At 43.8% G+C, this 18,583-nt stretch carries 13 protein-coding genes and 3 pseudogenes; 9 read left to right on the forward strand and 7 right to left on the reverse strand.

Annotated features, from left to right (window positions below; translation table 11 throughout):
- Positions 1–37: 37 nt before the first annotated feature.
- Together nrdJ and AC5JM2_RS07785 are read right to left on the reverse strand one after the other, a co-directional pair.
- A pseudogene (gene nrdJ / locus AC5JM2_RS07780) lies at positions 38–1,108 on the reverse strand (ribonucleoside-triphosphate reductase, adenosylcobalamin-dependent); the annotation flags it as partial.
- 380 nt (positions 1,109–1,488) lie between these two features.
- Positions 1,489–2,715: pseudogene (locus tag AC5JM2_RS07785) on the reverse strand (glycyl radical enzyme family protein); the annotation flags it as partial.
- 220 nt (positions 2,716–2,935) lie between these two features.
- Between AC5JM2_RS07785 and AC5JM2_RS07790 the strand changes: the two are divergent.
- Positions 2,936–3,529, forward strand: a complete 594-nt coding sequence (locus AC5JM2_RS07790) for an Npun_F5749 family FMN-dependent PPOX-type flavoprotein (RefSeq protein WP_495834323.1) — start codon at positions 2,936–2,938, stop codon at positions 3,527–3,529.
- Positions 3,530–3,776: 247 nt separating this feature from the next.
- On the opposite strand, the gene AC5JM2_RS07795 is transcribed toward AC5JM2_RS07790, so the two are convergent.
- The 3 genes and pseudogenes from AC5JM2_RS07795 to AC5JM2_RS07805 all read right to left on the reverse strand — a co-directional run.
- The gene (locus tag AC5JM2_RS07795; protein WP_495834324.1) at positions 3,777–8,441 is read right to left on the reverse strand and encodes an nSTAND1 domain-containing NTPase; all 4,665 of its coding nucleotides are present in this window, start codon (positions 8,439–8,441) and stop codon (positions 3,777–3,779) included.
- A gap of 43 nt (positions 8,442–8,484) precedes the next feature.
- Complete coding sequence (locus tag AC5JM2_RS07800) at positions 8,485–8,610, reverse strand: hypothetical protein (RefSeq protein ID WP_495834356.1); 126 nt, start codon at positions 8,608–8,610, stop codon at positions 8,485–8,487.
- Positions 8,561–8,668 (reverse strand): annotated as a pseudogene (locus AC5JM2_RS07805) (IS630 family transposase); the annotation flags it as partial. The pseudogene AC5JM2_RS07805 and the gene AC5JM2_RS07800, both read right to left, overlap by 50 nt.
- Between AC5JM2_RS07805 and AC5JM2_RS07810 the strand changes: the two are divergent.
- From AC5JM2_RS07810 to AC5JM2_RS07835, 6 genes are all read left to right on the forward strand, one after another.
- Positions 8,667–8,966: a hypothetical protein gene (locus tag AC5JM2_RS07810; protein ID WP_495834325.1), complete on the forward strand. Its 300-nt coding sequence runs from the start codon at positions 8,667–8,669 to the stop codon at positions 8,964–8,966. The pseudogene AC5JM2_RS07805 and the gene AC5JM2_RS07810 sit on opposite strands and share 2 nt — an antisense overlap.
- 97 nt (positions 8,967–9,063) lie before the next feature.
- Complete coding sequence (locus AC5JM2_RS07815) at positions 9,064–11,646, forward strand: TonB-dependent siderophore receptor (RefSeq protein WP_495834326.1); 2,583 nt, start codon at positions 9,064–9,066, stop codon at positions 11,644–11,646.
- Positions 11,606–11,842, forward strand: a complete 237-nt coding sequence (locus AC5JM2_RS07820) for a hypothetical protein (RefSeq protein WP_495834327.1) — start codon at positions 11,606–11,608, stop codon at positions 11,840–11,842. The genes AC5JM2_RS07815 and AC5JM2_RS07820 overlap by 41 nt, the downstream gene beginning before the upstream one ends.
- Before the next feature lie 89 nt (positions 11,843–11,931).
- A complete protein-coding gene (locus AC5JM2_RS07825; protein ID WP_495834328.1) occupies positions 11,932–12,057 on the forward strand; it encodes a PepSY domain-containing protein in 126 nt (41 codons plus the stop codon).
- Positions 12,058–12,064: 7 nt separating this feature from the next.
- Entirely contained in the window at positions 12,065–13,072 is a 1,008-nt protein-coding gene (locus AC5JM2_RS07830; protein WP_495834329.1) for a PepSY-associated TM helix domain-containing protein, read from the forward strand.
- 12 nt (positions 13,073–13,084) lie between these two features.
- Positions 13,085–13,240, forward strand: a complete 156-nt coding sequence (locus tag AC5JM2_RS07835) for a hypothetical protein (protein WP_495834330.1) — start codon at positions 13,085–13,087, stop codon at positions 13,238–13,240.
- Between the two features lie 12 nt (positions 13,241–13,252).
- On the opposite strand, the gene cysE is transcribed toward AC5JM2_RS07835, so the two are convergent.
- Both cysE and AC5JM2_RS07845 read right to left on the reverse strand, forming a co-directional pair.
- Positions 13,253–14,044: a serine O-acetyltransferase gene (gene cysE, locus AC5JM2_RS07840; protein ID WP_495834331.1), complete on the reverse strand. Its 792-nt coding sequence runs from the start codon at positions 14,042–14,044 to the stop codon at positions 13,253–13,255.
- Between the two features lie 376 nt (positions 14,045–14,420).
- Positions 14,421–16,106 (reverse strand): DUF3352 domain-containing protein, encoded by a 1,686-nt coding sequence (locus tag AC5JM2_RS07845; RefSeq protein ID WP_495834332.1) that lies wholly within the window; start codon positions 16,104–16,106, stop codon positions 14,421–14,423.
- Positions 16,107–16,411: 305 nt separating this feature from the next.
- On the opposite strand from AC5JM2_RS07845, the gene AC5JM2_RS07850 reads away from it, so the two are divergent.
- Together AC5JM2_RS07850 and hrcA are read left to right on the forward strand one after the other, a co-directional pair.
- On the forward strand, positions 16,412–16,768 hold the full coding sequence (locus AC5JM2_RS07850; protein WP_495834333.1) for a rhodanese-like domain-containing protein: 357 nt from the start codon (positions 16,412–16,414) through the stop codon (positions 16,766–16,768).
- A gap of 693 nt (positions 16,769–17,461) precedes the next feature.
- The gene (gene hrcA, locus AC5JM2_RS07855; protein ID WP_495834334.1) at positions 17,462–18,556 is read left to right on the forward strand and encodes a heat-inducible transcriptional repressor HrcA; all 1,095 of its coding nucleotides are present in this window, start codon (positions 17,462–17,464) and stop codon (positions 18,554–18,556) included.
- Positions 18,557–18,583: the final 27 nt, after the last annotated feature.

Below are 18,583 nucleotides of genomic sequence, written 5' to 3' on the forward strand. Positions count from 1 at the left end.
ACCAAGGGGAACTTCCAAGAGCAGACTCCTTGACTATTTACATCAAGGTTTGTTCAGGCATCATGCACTTATCAGAGTCGCAACCTGCTGGTCCTGCTTCGATTAAGTCGCCGAAATCGTAACGGCTTAAAACAGCATGAAAATCTTCTGTTTTGCGGTGCATTTCCACTTCTTTCATCAGCTGTTCGTACCGTTGTTTTGTTATCGGCTCAAAAGGTAAGCGAGGAAAAGTTTGAAGGTCGTCAAACCGTGCCAGAAGTGCAGCACTGATGTAGCCTTCATCATTTTTGATGGCTTCGTATATCCGAGTTCCTAAGGTTTCAACTTCATTTTCCCGTAACTCAATGGTAGCAGAGGTATTATGTGTGACATAAAATCTCTGTACCTGCATGTAGAAATCTGTTTGGGCGATCGCACTAAATTGACTGATATCTATTTTATCAGCACCTGGTAAATCAGCCCAAGATACGGCAACCGGGATTTCCACCAACCATTCACTGACTCGCGGATCAAAGGGGTCATTCAACAATGTACCGTCGTCATCTTTATCTGATTGGGAGGGTATAACGTTGTACCCATACTCAAGACAAGCCAATGCTACGGGATCATTTTTGCGACAGGTGATCCGACGTATAAATCTTTGTGCTTTGGGAGGATGCCATCCGGGGCTAGCACCTGTTAAGAGAGACTTGGTACCGCTTGGTTGAACTGTGGTGCAACGATTTGGACGTTTTAAACCGTGGCGATCGCAATAATCCCAAACAACACGATGTACAGTTTCTTTCCAAAAACTTAAGTATTCCTCCTCTTGACGCTTAAACGCCAATCCTTCGACGGTTGCAGGTCTTCCTTTTTCCCACCAGCGTAACCAATCAACCCCAAAAGCATGAACAAAGAAATCAAATAACCCAGTAAAAGAAACACCGACAATTGGGTCTAATTCGCGGCTGTACTGGTAACGGGGTTCAATAAATTTGTGATGTAGAAGCGCTGCTACAGACAAAGCACCAGCGGTGAAAGCTTCCTCCTGTTCTTTGGAGTTATTTGGATCAATTTGGTTGAGGTGAATTTCTGAGAGATTGCAATGAAAATTCGAGCCAATAATTTCCAATTTTGTTATCCTAAAGGCTTTTTATCCTTTAGTTCTGGAGGTTTCCCTCATACCCATTGCTGGGATACAACTGGTCAATTCCAGTTCAGTTCAGCATAACTTTTCTACCATTTAGTAGCCGGGGACTCGTGGGGGTATTATATTCTTTTGAATTATCAGCTTCCACTGTTGACTCAAAAGGTTCAACCCCTATGCGTTGCACTACCTTAGACTTTTACATTTTCAGGTTAGCTCAAGATTAACATACAGTTATGAATGAGTTATTTCATAGTTAGTTAATCATAGTTTAAACAATTTTCAATAACAACTAAAAACTCACCTTTTCTGCTTAGCCTTCCTTGAATTTCCCCGGTTGTTAACGTGAGGCAAAACTAACTACCACACGGGTTTAAACCGTAACGAGCCAAACGATGCTCTTGTTCACTTTCACTAATTTGAGGATAATGCTCTTGCAACCAATCTTTAGCTTGTCCCAGAGCATAAGCCTTGAGAAAATCTACTTTTTGTTCATTATTTTTCAAAAGATCACAATTAGCTCTAGCGACAGCTTCACCAGCCCATTGAATCGCGCCTTCGCCGCTGTAATACTGTTTGCGGACAGCATCAATACATTCTTCTAATGTGGGCTTTTGATGAAAAACTCTTGTATGGTTTGCCATCCTTAAAGCATCACGTTCTGGATCGATGCGCCAGTTGCCATTCTCATCTTGCTGCCAAAGATTTGCCTTAGCATCTGCAAACAAATTATCCTCATTATAACCTTGGCGCATTCCAGCTGAGCGCCTAATATTACCGGCAACAATTGTGACAGCTGCTCGATCAATTAATAAACAGCATTCAACAGAATTTAACTGTCGTCCTACAGCTTTATTTAGAATGGATGCACAATGCTCATACAGTTCTGGTAATTTTACGGGATTCGCAACTCCTCCAAAACCGTTGAGAGGTTCTCCTGCTTGACGTACGTCGCTAAGATCAACAATAACTTGAATGTCTTTTGAAAATCGTTCATCGGTTGAAAGTTCCAACAAACTTTGATAAGATTGCACCCAACCTTGACGGCTATCTCCAACGTAGATAGTGACAAGATTATTTTCTATAATGACTTCTGTCTGCTCGCGGCGCTGACTTGGTGGCGTCATACCAATTTCACCTTGCACTTGTACATGAAGGTGATTACGGATAGGGGGCAACTTGTTGATATATTGTGGTTCTAAAACGGCTCCAGTCCCGCAGCCCATCATTGCTAAATCCATCATCAACCCGAAAGCACTCCAGTCTTGCAGGTTGGTAGATGTACAGTTATAAGCCCCAGAAAAGTTTTTTTGCTCTTTGATCCAATTTGTACCGCCAACCCATAACCAACGTCCGCTGGGTAATGCTTTCAAATTTCGCTGCATCCGTTGTATGATATCAGCTTCGTGTGGAAGTAACTTCCCAAGAGTGATGACGCTATCGATAGTGCGATCGCACACCTGATCCCAAGTCTCTCTCACTCCAGCCTCTTGACGACGGCTATAGGTTCTAAAAAACACTGGATTGGCAGCTGGAGCAGTTTCTGGAAATTTTGCACCTTGGCGTTTCTTTTCAAGTTCACGAACCATAGATAATCAAGCCTTGTTGCTCACCGACATAGATTATGACTATACGCCAAGTAAATGAGAGAAGAAAGATTGAAAAATTGTAAGATTTGCGCTGTGTGCGTGGCTAGACTGATTGCACTATAATTTTCCTATGTCTAAGCCGTCACACCTTTAATTTGCACACAGTTCACAGCTAAGATCTTTGCCAGCACCCTTTTTTACTCTTTTTGAACTTTAAATTTTGAATTTTGAATTACTTCTCGCCCCTTGGCGTTCTCCTCTTGCCCGTGCCCTTCATCGTAACCGTAGCCAGCCATACTCGCGCTACTTTCAACTTGCAACAGTCCAAACTGACGGACGCCCAGCTAATCGTACTGTTGTGTTTCGGGGATTTCTAGGCGATACTAATTTGCTGAAAATTATCGTTGACACACGCAGCCAAAAATCCGACCAAATACTCCATCAACCTTGGGCAGAAGTATGCTGGTACTTTACTATTACTCGCGAACAGTTTCGCATTGCTGGAGAATTGTCTCTCATCGATGCCAATCATTCTGACTCAGAACTGCAAAAAGCTCGTCAGCAAACGTGGCAAGACCTTTCAGACAATGCTCGTGTACAATTTGCTTGGCCCCATCCTGGAAAACCTAGAGCTGATCAACAAGCTTTCTCATCTTCTGTTGCTGATCCCGCTCATCCTCCACAAAGCTTTTGCTTGTTATTGCTCGATCCAGTGAAGGTGGATCATTTAGAATTGCGTGGCGATCCCCAAAATCGTTGGTGTTATCTGAGAGATAATTCTCACAATTGGTCTACAACTGCGATTAATCCGTAAATAATTCTTGCTTTTATTGAAGTTTAATTGCTGTCGAATCGCTTCTACTTCTAGCACAGTCAAGCTAACTAAGTACAAGGCAGATACTTGCGTGTTAACTACGTCAGATATTGCTTATGTCTCATATCAAGTCCGGATGATCACTTGTCATTCTCGGCTTAATTTCGGTATTTCGTTTATAAAAAAATAAATCAATTAAAATTATATTCTTTTATTCCATCAAATTGCTGGAGATTTGAATCCGGCATCACTTTGTATTAAGAACATCATCACAAAGGTGACGGTCATCTTTTACATTAGGATTGTTGTTTAGATAATCATAAGCCCAATTACAACCATGTCTAACTAAATCATCAAAATCCATATTCCATAGTCTTACTGTGTTGTCCTCACTCCCAGAAGCAATCGTCTTACCATCCGGGCTGAATACCACACTTAAGACTATATCGCTATGCCCCTTGAAGATATGCTGTTCCTGCCCAGAGAGATTCCATAGTTTTACTGTGTTGTCCTCACTCCCAGAAGCAATCGTCTTACCATCCGGGCTGAACACCACACTATTGACTGCACTGCTATGCCCCTTAAAGGTATGCAGTAACTGTCCAGAGAGACTCCATAGTTTGACTGTCTTGTCAACACTACCAGTGGCAATCGTCTGACCATCCGGGCTGAACACCACACTATTGACTGCACTGCTATGCCCCTTAAAGGTATGCAGTAACTGTCCAGAGAGACTCCATAGTTTGACTGTCTTGTCAACACTACCAGTGGCAATCGTCTGACCATCCGGGCTGAACACCACACTTGTGACTGTAGCGCTATGCCCCTTAAGGGTATGCAGTACCAGTCCAGAGAGATTCCATAGTTTTACTGTCTTGTCATAACTACCAGTGGCAATCGTCTGACCATCCGGGCTGAACACCACACTATAGACATAACCGCTATGCCCCTTAAGGGTATGCAGTACCTGTCCAGAGAGACTCCATAGTTTGACTGTCTTGTCAACACTACCAGTGGCAATCGTCTGACCATCCGGGCTGAACACCACACTTGTGACTGTAGCGCTATGCCCCTTAAGGGTATGCAGTACCAGTCCAGAGAGATTCCATAGTTTTACTGTCTTGTCATAACTACCAGTGGCAATCGTCTGACCATCCGGGCTGAACACCACACTTGTGACTGTAGCGCTATGCCTCTTGAGGGTATGCTGTTCTTGCTGTGAGAGATTCCACAGTCTTACTGTGTTGTCAGAACTCCCAGAAGCAATCGTCTGACCATCCGGGCTGAACACCACAGTTTGGACTGCACTGCTATGCCCCTTGAGGGTATGCAGTACCTGTCCAGAGAGATTCCATAGTTTTACTGTCTTGTCCCAACTAGCACTGGCAATCGTCTGACCATCCGGGCTGAACACCGCACTTATGACTACATCGCTATGCCCCTTGAGGGATAGCAGTTCCTGCCCAGAGAGATTCCACAGTCTTACTGTCTTGTCAGAACTCCCAGAAGCAATCGTCTGACCATCCGGGCTGAACACCACACTATTGACTTGCCTGCTATGCCCCTTAAGGGTATGCAGTACCTGTCCAGAGAGATTCCATAGTTTTATTGTCTTGTCCCAACTAGCACTGGCAATCGTCTTACCATCCGGGCTGAACACCACACTTGTGACCCAATCGCTATGCCCCTTCAGGGTATGGAGTTCCTGCCCAGAGAGATTCCATAGTTTTATTGTCTTGTCAGCACTAGCAGAAGCAATCGTCTGACCATCCGGGCTGAACACCACAGTATAGACTGAACCGCTATGCCCTCTAAGGGTATGCTGTACCTGCCCAGAGAGATTCCATAGCTTCACGGTGTTGTCAGCACTAGCAGAAGCAATCGTCTTACCATCCGGGCTGAACACCACAGTATAGACTGAACCGCTATGCCCTCTAAGGGTATGCTGTACCTGCCCAGAGAGATTCCATAGCTTCACGGTGTTGTCAGCACTAGCAGAAGCAATCGTCTTACCATCCGGGCTGAACACCACACTATTGACTGTACCGCTATGCCCTTCCAATCGGTTGTGTTCTTTTACTCCGTAAACAACCTGTTGCAGTGAAGCAATTGCTTTTGTGCGCTTACCTGAATCTACAGCATCACCATATTTTTTCACATTTTTCCCAGCTTTCAACCCGGATAATAAAGCATCTAGTTCAGAACCTGAGGCAAAAAGATTTTCTGTGCTCACACTTTGAGCTAGAATCTCTTCATTTGCTGCATTTAATCGCTGTTTTTCTGCTAGGTGCCATTGCGATAAAGCAAATCCTAATAAAATCAAAACAGTAACTAAAACACTAATCAACGCATTTGTGTTACGTCGCCGCCTGCGCTCGAGTTCTTGCTGCTCTTTAAAACGCTGCTGTAAACTAGCATTAATAAAATTTTGCTCAGAGGGTGTCATTTCCTCAACTCGTTTGTGCAACCACTCTTGAGCGACACCCAATGGCACACCCCGCAACAATGCCCCAGTGTCATAGTTACTATTCTTCCACTCCACCACTGCCACTTTCAATCGTTCTTGCCAAACGCGAAACTGACGATTAGCGTTCATCCACTCTCGCAGAGTTAGCCATTCGCGGATCAGGGCTTCATGGACAACTTCTACTGTATCTTCTCCGGATTTTTCATCGTGTCCGGTGACAACCAAACGGGCTGGGTATCCTGCTAAATAACTGACTAATTCCCAGTTTTCATCTCCAACTTCTGCACGAGTGGCAATACGCCGAGTGTCTTCTGTTCCTTCTCCTGGGCGCACTAATTGCACAAAAATTCGTGGTACAATATGCCGCTGTGTTTCATCCAGTCGTTTATAAACTTCCTCGGCGTGATTAGCCAAAGCCTCCTCTACGCCGCCAATTTCTTCGTAAGCCTGATGAGTCAGCAACCCATATTTCTGTTTTGACCATAGCTCAGTTAAGGCAAACTCTAACAACGGTAAGCTTCCGGATTGTTCTTCAAAGTCATAAATAAGTTTATTTGTCAACTCTTTTTCCAGACCCACTTGCATTTGTGCTGCTGGTTCTTCAATTACTTTACGCAATTCCTGACGGCTCATTGGTCCTAAGTTCTGGACTGCTCCCTGCAAGGCATCGCTCAATGGGCGATAAGATAAGGAATGTCCGAAAAAGTCGGCTCGCAAGGTTAAAACTAGGGTAAAATTGGGAGCGCGATCGCTTGCAGTTAGCAATGCATCCAACAAAAACTGACGTTCTGACTCTGAGCTAAGGGTGTAAAGTTCTTCAAACTGGTCAGCTATTAGTAGTAAGCTATCGCCACGCTGTACAATTTTTTCTATTACTTTAGATAACGCTTTTTTGTCTTGCCGCAGCGCAATTTCTAGTTCCATTTCTAATAAGCGCTGGTTATCGTCATTATCTTGTGGGATGGGCATGTTGCCCGTCCTGTGCTGGTTCTGTGGTTCAGCCACAAAACCAGCACTGTGATCCGAAGCCTCGGTTATTAATGAATGCCACTCTGGTACGAGCGCCACTGCTAATGCTTCAATGGGATTGTTACCCGGACGAAACCAGACAATTTGCCACCGAACATTGTTTTCAAGCCGCAACTGGGGAATTAATCCAGCAAACACTACACTAGATTTACCACTTCCACTTGAACCTACCACAGCTACTAACGGCTTTGTTTTGACTGCACGGAGCAATCGTTGAGTAAACTGTTCCCGCCCTTTGAATAGGTGTGCATCTTCCTCCCGGAAGGCAAATAAACCTCGGTAGGGACAAGGGGGAATCCCACCTAACTTGAGCCAAGTCGGTGGTTCTACTGCAGGATTAATGCAAATTACAGGCAACCAAGAAGCACCAGGAAAATCATCTTCCAAACCTTGTAGCTTTCTACGTGCTTGTTGCACTGCTAAATAAAATGACAGCCGCTCAAGTGCAAAAGCCTGTAGAAAATATTTAAAAAATTCCTGTGCGACAAGATTTGGCACCGGCTCGCGCATGACAATTACGCTAGGAATATGTAAGTTCTCCAAAGCCAACGCCAATCCCAGCCCATCACAAGAATTAAATATAGCTAATTGCAAACCTTTTTCAATGGCTGCTTTGAGAGCTTCCTCTAATTGTTCAATTGTTAAGCTGTTATTTGTCTTATTCTCATTGATATAAATTCTGCCTGTTTTACCCTCAGTTCGACTGTGTCCTGCAAAAAAGAGGATATCCCAGCCTAGCACGTCCCAAAGTTGTGTGTTTAATTCCTGACGTGTGGGATTGACAATCAACACAACTTCTGCATCTGGTAAACTGAGGAGAAATCTAGTTTCTGCTTCCAAGTCGATGCCCTTGCTATTGCCCAAAACAGCTAGAATTCTAACTTTGTGGCTGTTGCGTCGTTGTGATAATTTAGCTTGTTTATACTCGGATTGACAAAGAGCCATTTCTGCCCGAGGATAATCCCGATAAAAGTCGTAGCGATGCCAGGGTAATCGCCGTAGCAAGTCATCATTGGTTTCCATCATCACCCGAATTTCTTCTCTTTGGTGTAGATGCGATCGCAGTTGGCGACTAATATTGAGATACTCATCGGAGCTTAGCCACTGGTTGATGTCTAGTTGTAGCTTGTGGCATAAATTATTAAAGTTACTAACAGAGACGTTGGTGACACTATCTGCATCAATTTCGAGTTCATCATCGTCCTCGGTTATTGAAAGTAACTGTTGGCGATCGCACAGACTCTGATAATTTGACTGCCAATTTCTACACAGTTCAACCAAATGTGGTGCTGGAGGTAAGCTGCCAAGAAACTGCTCTGGCAATAGATTACCTTCTTTCCATAACTGAGCTGTTACTCTGGGAAATCCCTGATATAAATCACCGCTTCCCATATTTATAATAACTGTCTTGCTCATTTAATAATGTATTCTTCCATCACCATTGCTCATAGATTTCTCTCTAAAGACGCAAGTTGTTACCTGCTTGTTCTTGACGCAGGATTTTGGTAATTTCCGCAATAGATTCTTCTGCACGCACTGCGACTGATGTTGAATAGAAGACTCGCTTCGCTTTTCTTAAGTCCATCAAGTTCAATGGCTTGGATCACCTTTTGACGAAGATCGTAATTGTAAGGTTTAGGCATGGGAAAGAACGATCACGGTGTCGGAATACAAACTACTTCTAGTTTATGTCTTAATCGCCTTAGCGATACGCATGATTGCGTCTGCCCTTTGGGCAATCGCACACTCATAGGTAGGCGTTTAGAAAATGTACCTATCATAGCGCTAGTCTGTGGACACAGAACTATATTAAAAAATGTAAAAACGCCTCAAATCCTTACTAATGAATGGCAGTCGCCACAACGGGGGGAACCCCAACGCCAGATCCCTAGGTCGGGAAACCCTCATCAAGGACTGGCTCCGCAAGGCGCTGCCTCCTAATGACTGCCAAAACTCGTTAACTTTATTTGTACCGACCTACTTATACGAGAATGATTAAGAACAAATAGAAGTGGCGTGACGGAGTTAGAGCAAAACGATGCAATTTAAGCAGCTTGTTCCCAGTCTATTGCTGAGTAGCGCTCTAGTAGCGTTGTTCACAACTCCTACAAGAAGCCAGGAAATATCATCAATTGCAGTTGACAAGAGCACAGCATCTGGAGAAAAAAGCGATGCACATAACGAACCCGCTCTTGGCGATGCAAAGAATCAACAACCACCATCTGCAACCAATTCTGGGTTCGTTAAACCGATAACAGAGATTCCGCGAGTCAGTGAGATAGAACGTCCAGCTAGAAGTGCCAGAATGCTGGTGCAATCGCCAACCCCACAAGCAACGCCTACTTCACGAATCGTACAAGTCAGCTTCTGTAAGGCAAATCCCACCTCTAAGGGTTTGGAACTAGTTTTGCAAACATCCTTTGCTGCTACCTTGCAACTGCAGAATCGCACTCAGGTAAATAGTAATACCTTCATCGTTGACATTCCAAATGCTCAACTGCGGTTACCAGGTGACAGACCGTTCACATTCCGATCACAAAAGCCAATTGCGGGAATTACTGAAATAACAGTCACAAACTTTGATGCCAATACTATCCGAGTCACGGTGATAGGTGAAGCAACTCCGCCAATTGTTGAGTTGTTTGACAGTCCAAAAGAAGGTCTGATATTCAGCGTGTCAACTGCTGCTTCCATTGCCCAACAACAAGGGGAAACACAACCAACTGGGCCACAAACTCAGCCACAAACTCAGCCACCGAATCAAACCCAGCCAACGAAACCTTCCTCGAATGGTGACGAACCGATTGAGTTGGTAGTAACAGGGCAGCAAGACGGATATAGTGTACCAGATGCAACAACTGCAACCAGAACCGACACCCCATTGCGTGATATTCCTCAATCAATTCAAGCCATTCCGCAAACAATCATCAAAGATCAGCAAATTACCCGGATTAGCGATGCTGCACGCAATGTCAGTGGTGTAACACTGCAAGGAGGGTTTGCGGGACTGGAAGATAATTACAACATCCGGGGATTTTTAACTTACAACAATTTGAGGGATGGTTTTTTCTCTCAGGGTCTTCCTACCCTGACAAATCCGACAAACATTGAGCGGATTGAAGTGCTTAAGGGTCCAGCTTCCGTGCTGTATGGGCAGTTTGAGCCAGGAGGGGTGGTGAATTATGTCACCAAAAAACCACTTGATTATCCCTATAACTCCGCTGAGTTTACAGCCGGAAGCTTTAGCACCTATCGTCCTTCGCTCGATTTTTCTGGACCCCTGAACTCAGACAAAAGTATTCTGTATCGCTTGAACGTTGCCTATGAAAACTCTGGAAGCTTCATTGACTTTGCGAATGAAAAAGTCTTTAGCATCGCCCCCGCACTCACGTTCAAACTTGGGGACGCAACCACGTTAACGTTTCAATATGAATACCTCAATGCTGATCGCACTTTCTACCATGGTTTACTACCCGATCCCAACGTTTTCAAGGTGCCGATTAGTCGCTTCTTGGGAGAGCCAGGAGATTATTACTCCTCTCAATCGCACATCATTAATTTAACTATTAATCACAGTTTTAACAAAAACCTGCGGGTTCGCAGTGCCTTTGCCGTTAAGCTGACCGATGGTGATGACTTAGCGTTTCGACCGAACTCTCTTGATCCAGACGGTCGTACTGTGTTACGACGGTATGCGGTAGATAGAAACCTTTACCGCAACTACTCCCTGCAAACGGATCTAATTGGTAACTTCAATACGGGGTCTGTGCAACATCAAGTTTTGCTGGGGTTGGAGTGGAATAAAAACCTCCAGGGCTTCGATTATCTCCGCAGTAGCGCTTCTGTGACTCCTAGTATTGATTTGTTTAATCCTGTGTATGGTGTTTCCCGACCACCAGAGTTTGATCAAGCCTCAGAGCGCGCTCACTTCGGTCGTGACACGATCGCCTTTTATCTGCAAGATCAAGTCACGCTGCTGTCAAACCTGAAGCTATTAGCGGGTGGCAGATATGACTTTATTAATCGTAAAAATACTGAACGACCACTAGATCCTAGGGGCAACAATCTGATTGGTGATGAGAGCGTTGATCGGTTCTATGATGAGGCTTTTTCACCTCGCGTTGGCATTGTTTATCAGCCGATTGAACCGATTTCAATTTATGCCAGCTACAGCCGTTCGTTTAATCCCAGTTACTCGCGGACAGTAGATAGAACTCAACTACCACCAGAACGTGGTACTCAGTATGAAGTGGGAGTCAAAGCCGAACTGATTAAAGATAGGCTATCTGCTACGTTTGCTGCCTATGATATCACCAAAGAAAACGTCGCGACAACCAATTCAAATAACTCTGACTTTTCCATTGCGGCTGGAGAAGTCAAAAGTCGCGGTTTGGAATTTGACATTTCTGGGCAGATTCTACCAGGCTGGAATGTGATTGCTTCTGCCTTTATCAACGATGCTTTTGTGAGTAAAGATAATACTTTACCAGTGGGCGACTCCCTGGTAAATGCTGCCGGTAGTGGGGCTAGTCTGTGGACAACTTATGAAATTCAAAACGGTAATTGGAAAGGATTGGGTTTTGGTGGAGGATTCTTTGTATACGGGCGATCGCGAAGCTGAACTCCCCAATACGTTTAAAATCCCCTCCTATGTGCGTGCTGATGCCACCATTTTCTACAAACGCGATAACTGGAGGGTTGGGCTGAACTTTAAGAATCTTTTTGATACTCGCTATTACGATTCTCAGGGCTACTATTACTATCTGCGTCCTGGTGCGCCTTTTACAGTCCTGGGAACAATTTCTGTGGAGTTTTGATTATTGTAAACTCGAAAATGCATTGGGACTTCCCCAGATACATCGGGGGATTTCGGGGGGTAAAAAATTCAACTTGCTTTGTGGCAATTATGAACCGGAAAAAACTACGCGATATCGTTTTTTACCTGCACCAATATATCGGTTTTTTTGTTGGACTGTTGCTAATTCTCATTGGCTTGACAGGTAGCTTGTTGGTGTTCGAGCAAGATTATTGACCATTATATGATTGCCCAACAGTATGGACATATTACTCCGCAACAGGTGCAGGTAGTATCCCCAGAAGATGTGATGAATACAATACAGGCGAAATATGCCGCGCGAAGTGATCTGCATCTTTTTCGTATTTATTTGCCAGATACTCCTTCTTCTCCCTACCTGGGACAGTTGTCAACGACTGACGATCACCGGACAGAGGTTTTTCTCAATCCTTATACAGGCAAAATTATGGGTGAGCGTATATCGGATAATACCTTAATAGGTATGATTCTTAGTCTGCACTACAGCCTGATGGCAGGTGAAACTGGAACAATAATTGTTGGCATTGCTGCCTTTTTAATGTGTATGCTGAGCATCACAGGTTTAATTCTTTGGCCTGGTTGGCGTAAGCTAATTGCAGGCTTCAAAATCAAGCTTGATGCTCATCCGCAAAGAGCGAACTTTGATATTCACAAAGTTGCTGGCATTATCGCTGTGGTGTTTATATTCTTTACTAGCTTTACGGGTTTTTGCTGGAACTTCAGCTTCACTTCGCCGATTATCTACGCCGTGACATTCACCCCACAACCATCCGAACCTGTATCTAAGCCAATTTCTGGTAAATCGACTTTAAATCTAACACAACAACTAAAAATTGCTAATGCTGCTTTGCCAGGTGCTATTACCAAAAGCATTTACTTCCCTGGTAAACCAGAAAATGCCCTACAAATTCGCATGAAGCTGCCGCAGGAAAGTTCAGATTATGGTAATAGTAATGTTTATCTTGACCAGTACAGTGGTGAGGTTTTGCGAGTTGATAATGGTTTGAAGATGCCGTTGGGGGATCGCGTCTTGAACTCTTTTGTTCCCTTACACTACGGTACATTTGGTGGCTTACCTACTCGCATTCTCTACGTGTTTGTTGGACTTGCACCGTTAGTTCTATTTCTTACTGGCTTTATGATGTCGTGGTATCGATACTGGGCAAAACCTAAAAGAGGCGATCGCGCAAAGGAACTATCACACAAGCTTTAGCCTAAGTGCAGTATGTCAAAAATGGATGAAATACGTCTGCGTCATATACTAGATACGACAAATCAGGCAATTGTATTCACTCAGGAACGTATTCGCGCTGACTTCCCACAAGAAGCGATCGCCGGAGGCGCAGCTACGCTTAACGCCTTTTTACTTCTCAAAGATTGACTTGCTTGCTCGTTAAATCCCAGAACCATCCAGGAACTCTTCAATCACCTTATTTTCCAAAAGACAACAATTGCGAGTTTCTGAATATACCTCATCTTTTAATATGTGGGAATTTGAGGTGTGAGGTGTTGACAATGATGAGTTAACGAAAGGAACTAAAACTTTTTGCTGTGGTTGTTGCAACCGTTCAATTTTTTGTTCCAGTTGTTCAATCCGATCCACTAAAGCACGTATCACTTGGGCTTCAGCATCTGGTAAACTTCCGTGTTCTAGGGGGTTGACTCGAACGCCAGAACGATATAGTATTCTGCCTGGAACACCAACTACGGTACAATCTGCTGGCACATTGCGTAAGACAACTGACCCAGCACCAATGCGGACATTGTTGCCTATTTCGATGTTACCAAGCACCTTGGCTCCGGCTCCTACGACAACATTTTCTCCTACAGTCGGATGGCGCTTACCGCATTCCTTACCTGTACCACCAAGGGTGACACCTTGATAAATTAAGCTATAGTTTCCCACAATTGCCGTTTCCCCAATCACCACACCCATACCGTGGTCAATAAAAACACCTTGACCAATCGTTGCACCAGGGTGAATTTCAACTCCGGTGAAAAATCGAGCTATCTGTGAAATCAGCCGAGGGATAAGGGGAATGTGAATGATATGCAGCCAATGAGCCAGCCGATGTAACATTAAAGCTTGCAAACCGGGGTAGCAAAATAATACTTCCAACCAGTTACGAGCAGCTGGATCGCGTTCAAAGATGATGCGGAAGTCAGCAACAAATGTAGATAGCACGCTTCTTGTACCCTAGTTTCGCCAATCAACTCAAAATCTATTTTAGCGTTCCAGGTGCCATGAATTAAACCGTTGGTTGTTAAGTTGGTGAAATAGGGAACAGGGAACGCTTCGACCCTAGCCCCGGAGGGGGCGCTACGCAAACGACAAAGCTCAGGGCAACGCAAGCTCAGTGCATCGCAGGGAATAGGGAACGCTTAACAGGGAACAGGAAACAGAACTTCGTAAAATCTCACTTTAGTAAGAGATCTACAAGAGATCTAATGATAAAAAAGCAGGGAAAGACTAGAAATAGTACTAAGTCTTTCCCTGCACCCTCTGTACTCCATGAACCAAGAATAGCTACAGCTTGGTTTATACAGATTTCGGGATTTAGCTAACGTAAAAATTGAAAAAATACGCCACCTTTGAGCAATTCTGTGTCACTACCATAACTACTGAGGGTGAGCGATCGCAAATTTTGGAAAAATGGCTTGCCCAGCACTTCCACAAACTTCAGAATTGGTAGTTGACGCTCTAAAATATCGTGACTCTTTGTCCAGTCGATATAAACGTAGCCTTGGTTCGGTTCACCAATCGCAGCGATACTGTCTTGGAAATCACGATTTTTAACTAGGGGGTTCTCCTTAGCCGTCAAAGCTGCATTGATTGTCTCAACAGAGGATGCAAAAATCTGATAATTTCCGATGTCAGCACGTGCGGCTACAACGTTTGCTTGAATTGTGAACAATTCTCGCTCTTTTGCTTCACTAGATTTATTGATAGCAGTTTTTAGCTGTGTCCAAGCAGAGATTTTTTGGTCATTTAAGGTGAAGGAATTCAGCGAAAGCCCTTCTGATGAGGCGAGTTCATCCAAACGGGAAATTGCTGCGGGTGTCTTTTCGGATTTTTGGGCGACAAAAATCCAATCGGAATTTGTTTGCTCTGCGCGGGGTAACAATGCGATCGCGTATTCTCCTTCCACCGAGTTAAAAATATCTTCTCTCCAGTTGATAAGCGAACGTTTTTGAACATCTGCTACCGGGAGGAACTTAGAAATCACATCTTCTGTGGAAGCAGAGAGGCTAGCTGTCACTTGTTGCCAAAGTTGTGCTAAATCACTATCACCCAAACCGCTTAAATTTGATCCTGCTACTGCCAAACTTGCTGAAGCTGGGATATACTCCAACGCACCCACAGGTTCAGAGAGTTGTGCCGCTGGGGGTGAGGTTTTATCTTTAGCCAAAAAAGCAGTTTCAGCTAGCAATCCTTTGGAGTTTGATACTAAGGAAATAATTTGGTTGTCATAAGTTTGAGCATTAGGTTTGAGATTCTGCCATTTTGCTACTACGGGGAGATTCAGAAAAGCAACAGCCTGTGCTTCTTTGGACAGTTGTTTGGTTGCTTTTTGGTATTTGCCGGAACTGGTTAAATTCAGATCGGATACCTGTACATTATTAATTGCCTCTCGCAGCACTTTTGGATCATTGGCAAACAAGACAAAGCTATTACCTACAACTGCACCAGCAAGAGTATTTTGGTTTTTGACTCCTTCCTTTTCACCAGACGTTGAAGGAATCTGATTGTCAGAAATCAGTTTCACGCCCTTGTATTCTTCAGTTGCTAAATTTGCCCCAGCCAAAGCCCGCTTGGAAAACAATAACTGAACAAATTCACGGCTTTTATCGGGTTGAGTGGTTGCAAGTGCCATTAGATACCCTGGCTGTTGTCCGTTCTCAGAGTCGTGATCAATATCTAAGCTTGTGACAGCTAATGTTATTTCGTTCCCTAACCAAGGTTTAATTTCCTGTTGATAATCTATACCCGTATTCGCCAGTAATCTTGTTTTCAATTTTGACAGTTCTCCATCACGCTCAAACGCCTGCAAGCGTTCTGGATTCACGAGCATCGATACCATAACTGGTGCTTGTTTAGACACAAATATGGCAGCATCTGACTGTCCTGTAGGAGCGATACCGGTTAGGGAATTTTTGGCGGATAACCCGTTACAACCAGTCATACCAATCAATAGCAGCATCATAATACCCACTGCTACAACTCTGAAAAATGAGCGTTGTGTCATAATTTTTATACAGACCGCTAGGGGTGCAAATACAAATAATCAACTACCAAATTAAATTATCGAAGGTAGTTCTGTTACTAGAAATTAGTTTATTACTGAAACTTACGCACAAGTCTATCAGAAATCAGGTTATCTCTTAATTGTTAGATGCTCACTTTACAGCATTAAGCCGAACTTTAGAGAAATTCTGCATGAAAACCGGATTTTTCAGTCCTTTAATGAAACGGCACTCATGTACCTACCAAACCCAAAGAACGAAGATTTTTTGTCAATATAATATAGTATAGGATTTTTATTAAAACTTCATGGTAGGCAAACCTTCCGAACCATCGATTATCCAAATTAACGTTGAAGAACTGGCACAACGCTTATCTTCAGGAGAGCCAATTCAGCTTGTGGACGTGCGTGAACCACAAGAGGTGGCGATCGCTCACATCAATGGCTTTGTCAATTTACCTTTGAGTCAGTTTCCTGACTGGGCAGATCAAGTCAACACCCGCTTAGATCCCCACGCTGAAACTCTTGTGCTGTGTCATCATGGCATTCGTTCTGCTCAGATGTGTCAGTGGTTAACTGTTCAAGGCTTTTCAAATGTAAAAAATATTATGGGTGGAATTGATGCTTACTCAACTCTGGTTGACTCTTCCATTCCCCAATACTAGCTGCTGTTTTGCATTAAGCGGATATAGGACTCATATTTGATTTTTGTGAAATTAGGTACATTTGATCTTAAGCGTTCCCCATTCCCCTTCGGGGAAGACCTCCGGTCTCGCTGCGCTAACGCCAGTCCCCCAATCTCCTGCGGAGACGCTAGCCCCTAAGGGGGCGCTGCGCAAACGCGCTCCGTGACGGAGACCGCCAAGACGGGGGCTGGTCTCACCTGTTAAGCGTCCCCCCTGTCTTCACGAGTAAGTTCATAAATCAAACTGGATTTCTATATGTAGTCTGCTAAGACTGACGATTTTAATTTGCCTATGCTATCCTCTGTACAAGCTAGGATAGCTTTAAGTGTTAAGTGGTAAATATTTGTATTCTACCTATGTGCCTTTTTTGGCTGTTCAGGAAATTCGTAACTTGAAATACAGAGATTTCAATAAACTTATGCAAGTATGCATAAGTAGGGGCTAATTTACTTCAATCCAAAAGCTTTTTTCCAGCAAGTTACCTGTATTAATAGTAACTTTACTCAAGGCAGTACAGTGTCTTTACTTTTCTTTACTTCTTTTTGCTTATTGTTGTACAAGCAAAGTGCTTGTGATCTTGCTTTACTATTATTAATCCTTATTTAATTTAGAGTTATCTCTAAAAATTTTTTCAAACTTAGCTTACAATTCGGCTTCGGTAAAAAACTCCTTATGCAAGTCCAGCTTACAAATCGTCAACAGCAGATACTTGGGGCAACAATACGTCATTATATAGCCACAGCAGAACCTGTTGGTTCTAAAGCTCTTGTTGAAGAGTACAACCTTGGTGTTAGCTCAGCAACAATTCGCAATGTAATGGGTGTGTTGGAAAAAGTTGGCTTACTGTACCAACCTCACACTTCTGCAGGACGCGTCCCTTCTGACTCTGGCTACCGTATTTATGTTGACCAGTTGATAACACCTTCTGAAACTCTAGCACGAGATGTAGAACTATCACTGCAAAAACGCCTTAAATGGGAAGATTGGAGCTTGGAAGCTCTTTTGCAAGGAGCAGCTCACATTTTAGCAACTTTGAGTGGTTGCATCACCTTAATCACGATGCCGCAAACTGCGACAGCAGTGTTGAGACATTTACAACTAGTGCAAGTAGAAACGGGACGGGTGATGTTGATTGTGGTGACGGATGGATATGAGACACATTCTGCATTGATGGATTTACCGCAAGCCTCGGAAGATTCACAACCAGATGCAGAAGTCATCGACCGCGAGTTACAGATTGTCTCTAATTTTTTGAATACTCACTTACGGGGACGCAGCATAGCTGAATTAGCCAACCTGAAATGGAGTGAATTAGCCCACGAGTTCCAAATCTATGGAGAATTCTTAAAAAAATCTCTTGCAGAATTCGCCCGTCGCACTATCACACCATCTGCAACACAAATTATGGTTCGCGGTGTTGCGGAAGTTTTGCGTCAGCCAGAGTTTTCGGAATTACAGCAAGTGCAAATGCTCATCCATCTGTTGGAAGAAGAACAAGACCAACTGTGGCGGTTAATATTTGAAGAACAGCCGGAAGCGGAGGTGGTTGGTAAGCCACGAGTCATGATTCGTATTGGTGCAGAAAATCCTCTAGAACCTATACGCACTTGTTCGTTGATTTCTTCGACCTATCGCCGGGGTTCTGTATCATTAGGTAGCGTGGGAGTTCTCGGACCAACGCGTCTAGATTACGAAGGTGCGATCGCAGTAGTAACTGCTGCTTCTGATTACCTTTCAGAAGCTTTCAGTTATTTCAATCCCCAGTAGGACTTGTAGCAGGACAATCGCTGAATT

The sequence above is a fragment of the Brasilonema angustatum genome (genome assembly GCF_059505445.1).

Bases quoted from the DNA above. Each gene is read 5' to 3' on its own strand.
- AC5JM2_RS07850 (WP_495834333.1), top strand. From the start codon at position 16,412: ATGGTAGGCAAACCTTCCGAACCATCGATTATCCAAATTAACGTTGAA.
- AC5JM2_RS07810 (WP_495834325.1), top strand. From the start codon at position 8,667: ATGGGAAAGAACGATCACGGTGTCGGAATACAAACTACTTCTAGTTTA.
- hrcA (WP_495834334.1), top strand. From the start codon at position 17,462: ATGCAAGTCCAGCTTACAAATCGTCAACAGCAGATACTTGGGGCAACA.
- AC5JM2_RS07815 (WP_495834326.1), top strand. From the start codon at position 9,064: ATGCAATTTAAGCAGCTTGTTCCCAGTCTATTGCTGAGTAGCGCTCTA.
- AC5JM2_RS07845 (WP_495834332.1), bottom strand. From the start codon at position 16,106: ATGACACAACGCTCATTTTTCAGAGTTGTAGCAGTGGGTATTATGATG.
- AC5JM2_RS07800 (WP_495834356.1), bottom strand. From the start codon at position 8,610: ATGGACTTAAGAAAAGCGAAGCGAGTCTTCTATTCAACATCAGTCGCA.
- AC5JM2_RS07795 (WP_495834324.1), bottom strand. From the start codon at position 8,441: ATGAGCAAGACAGTTATTATAAATATGGGAAGCGGTGATTTATATCAG.
- AC5JM2_RS07825 (WP_495834328.1), top strand. From the start codon at position 11,932: ATGAACCGGAAAAAACTACGCGATATCGTTTTTTACCTGCACCAATAT.
- AC5JM2_RS07830 (WP_495834329.1), top strand. From the start codon at position 12,065: ATGATTGCCCAACAGTATGGACATATTACTCCGCAACAGGTGCAGGTA.
- AC5JM2_RS07835 (WP_495834330.1), top strand. From the start codon at position 13,085: ATGTCAAAAATGGATGAAATACGTCTGCGTCATATACTAGATACGACA.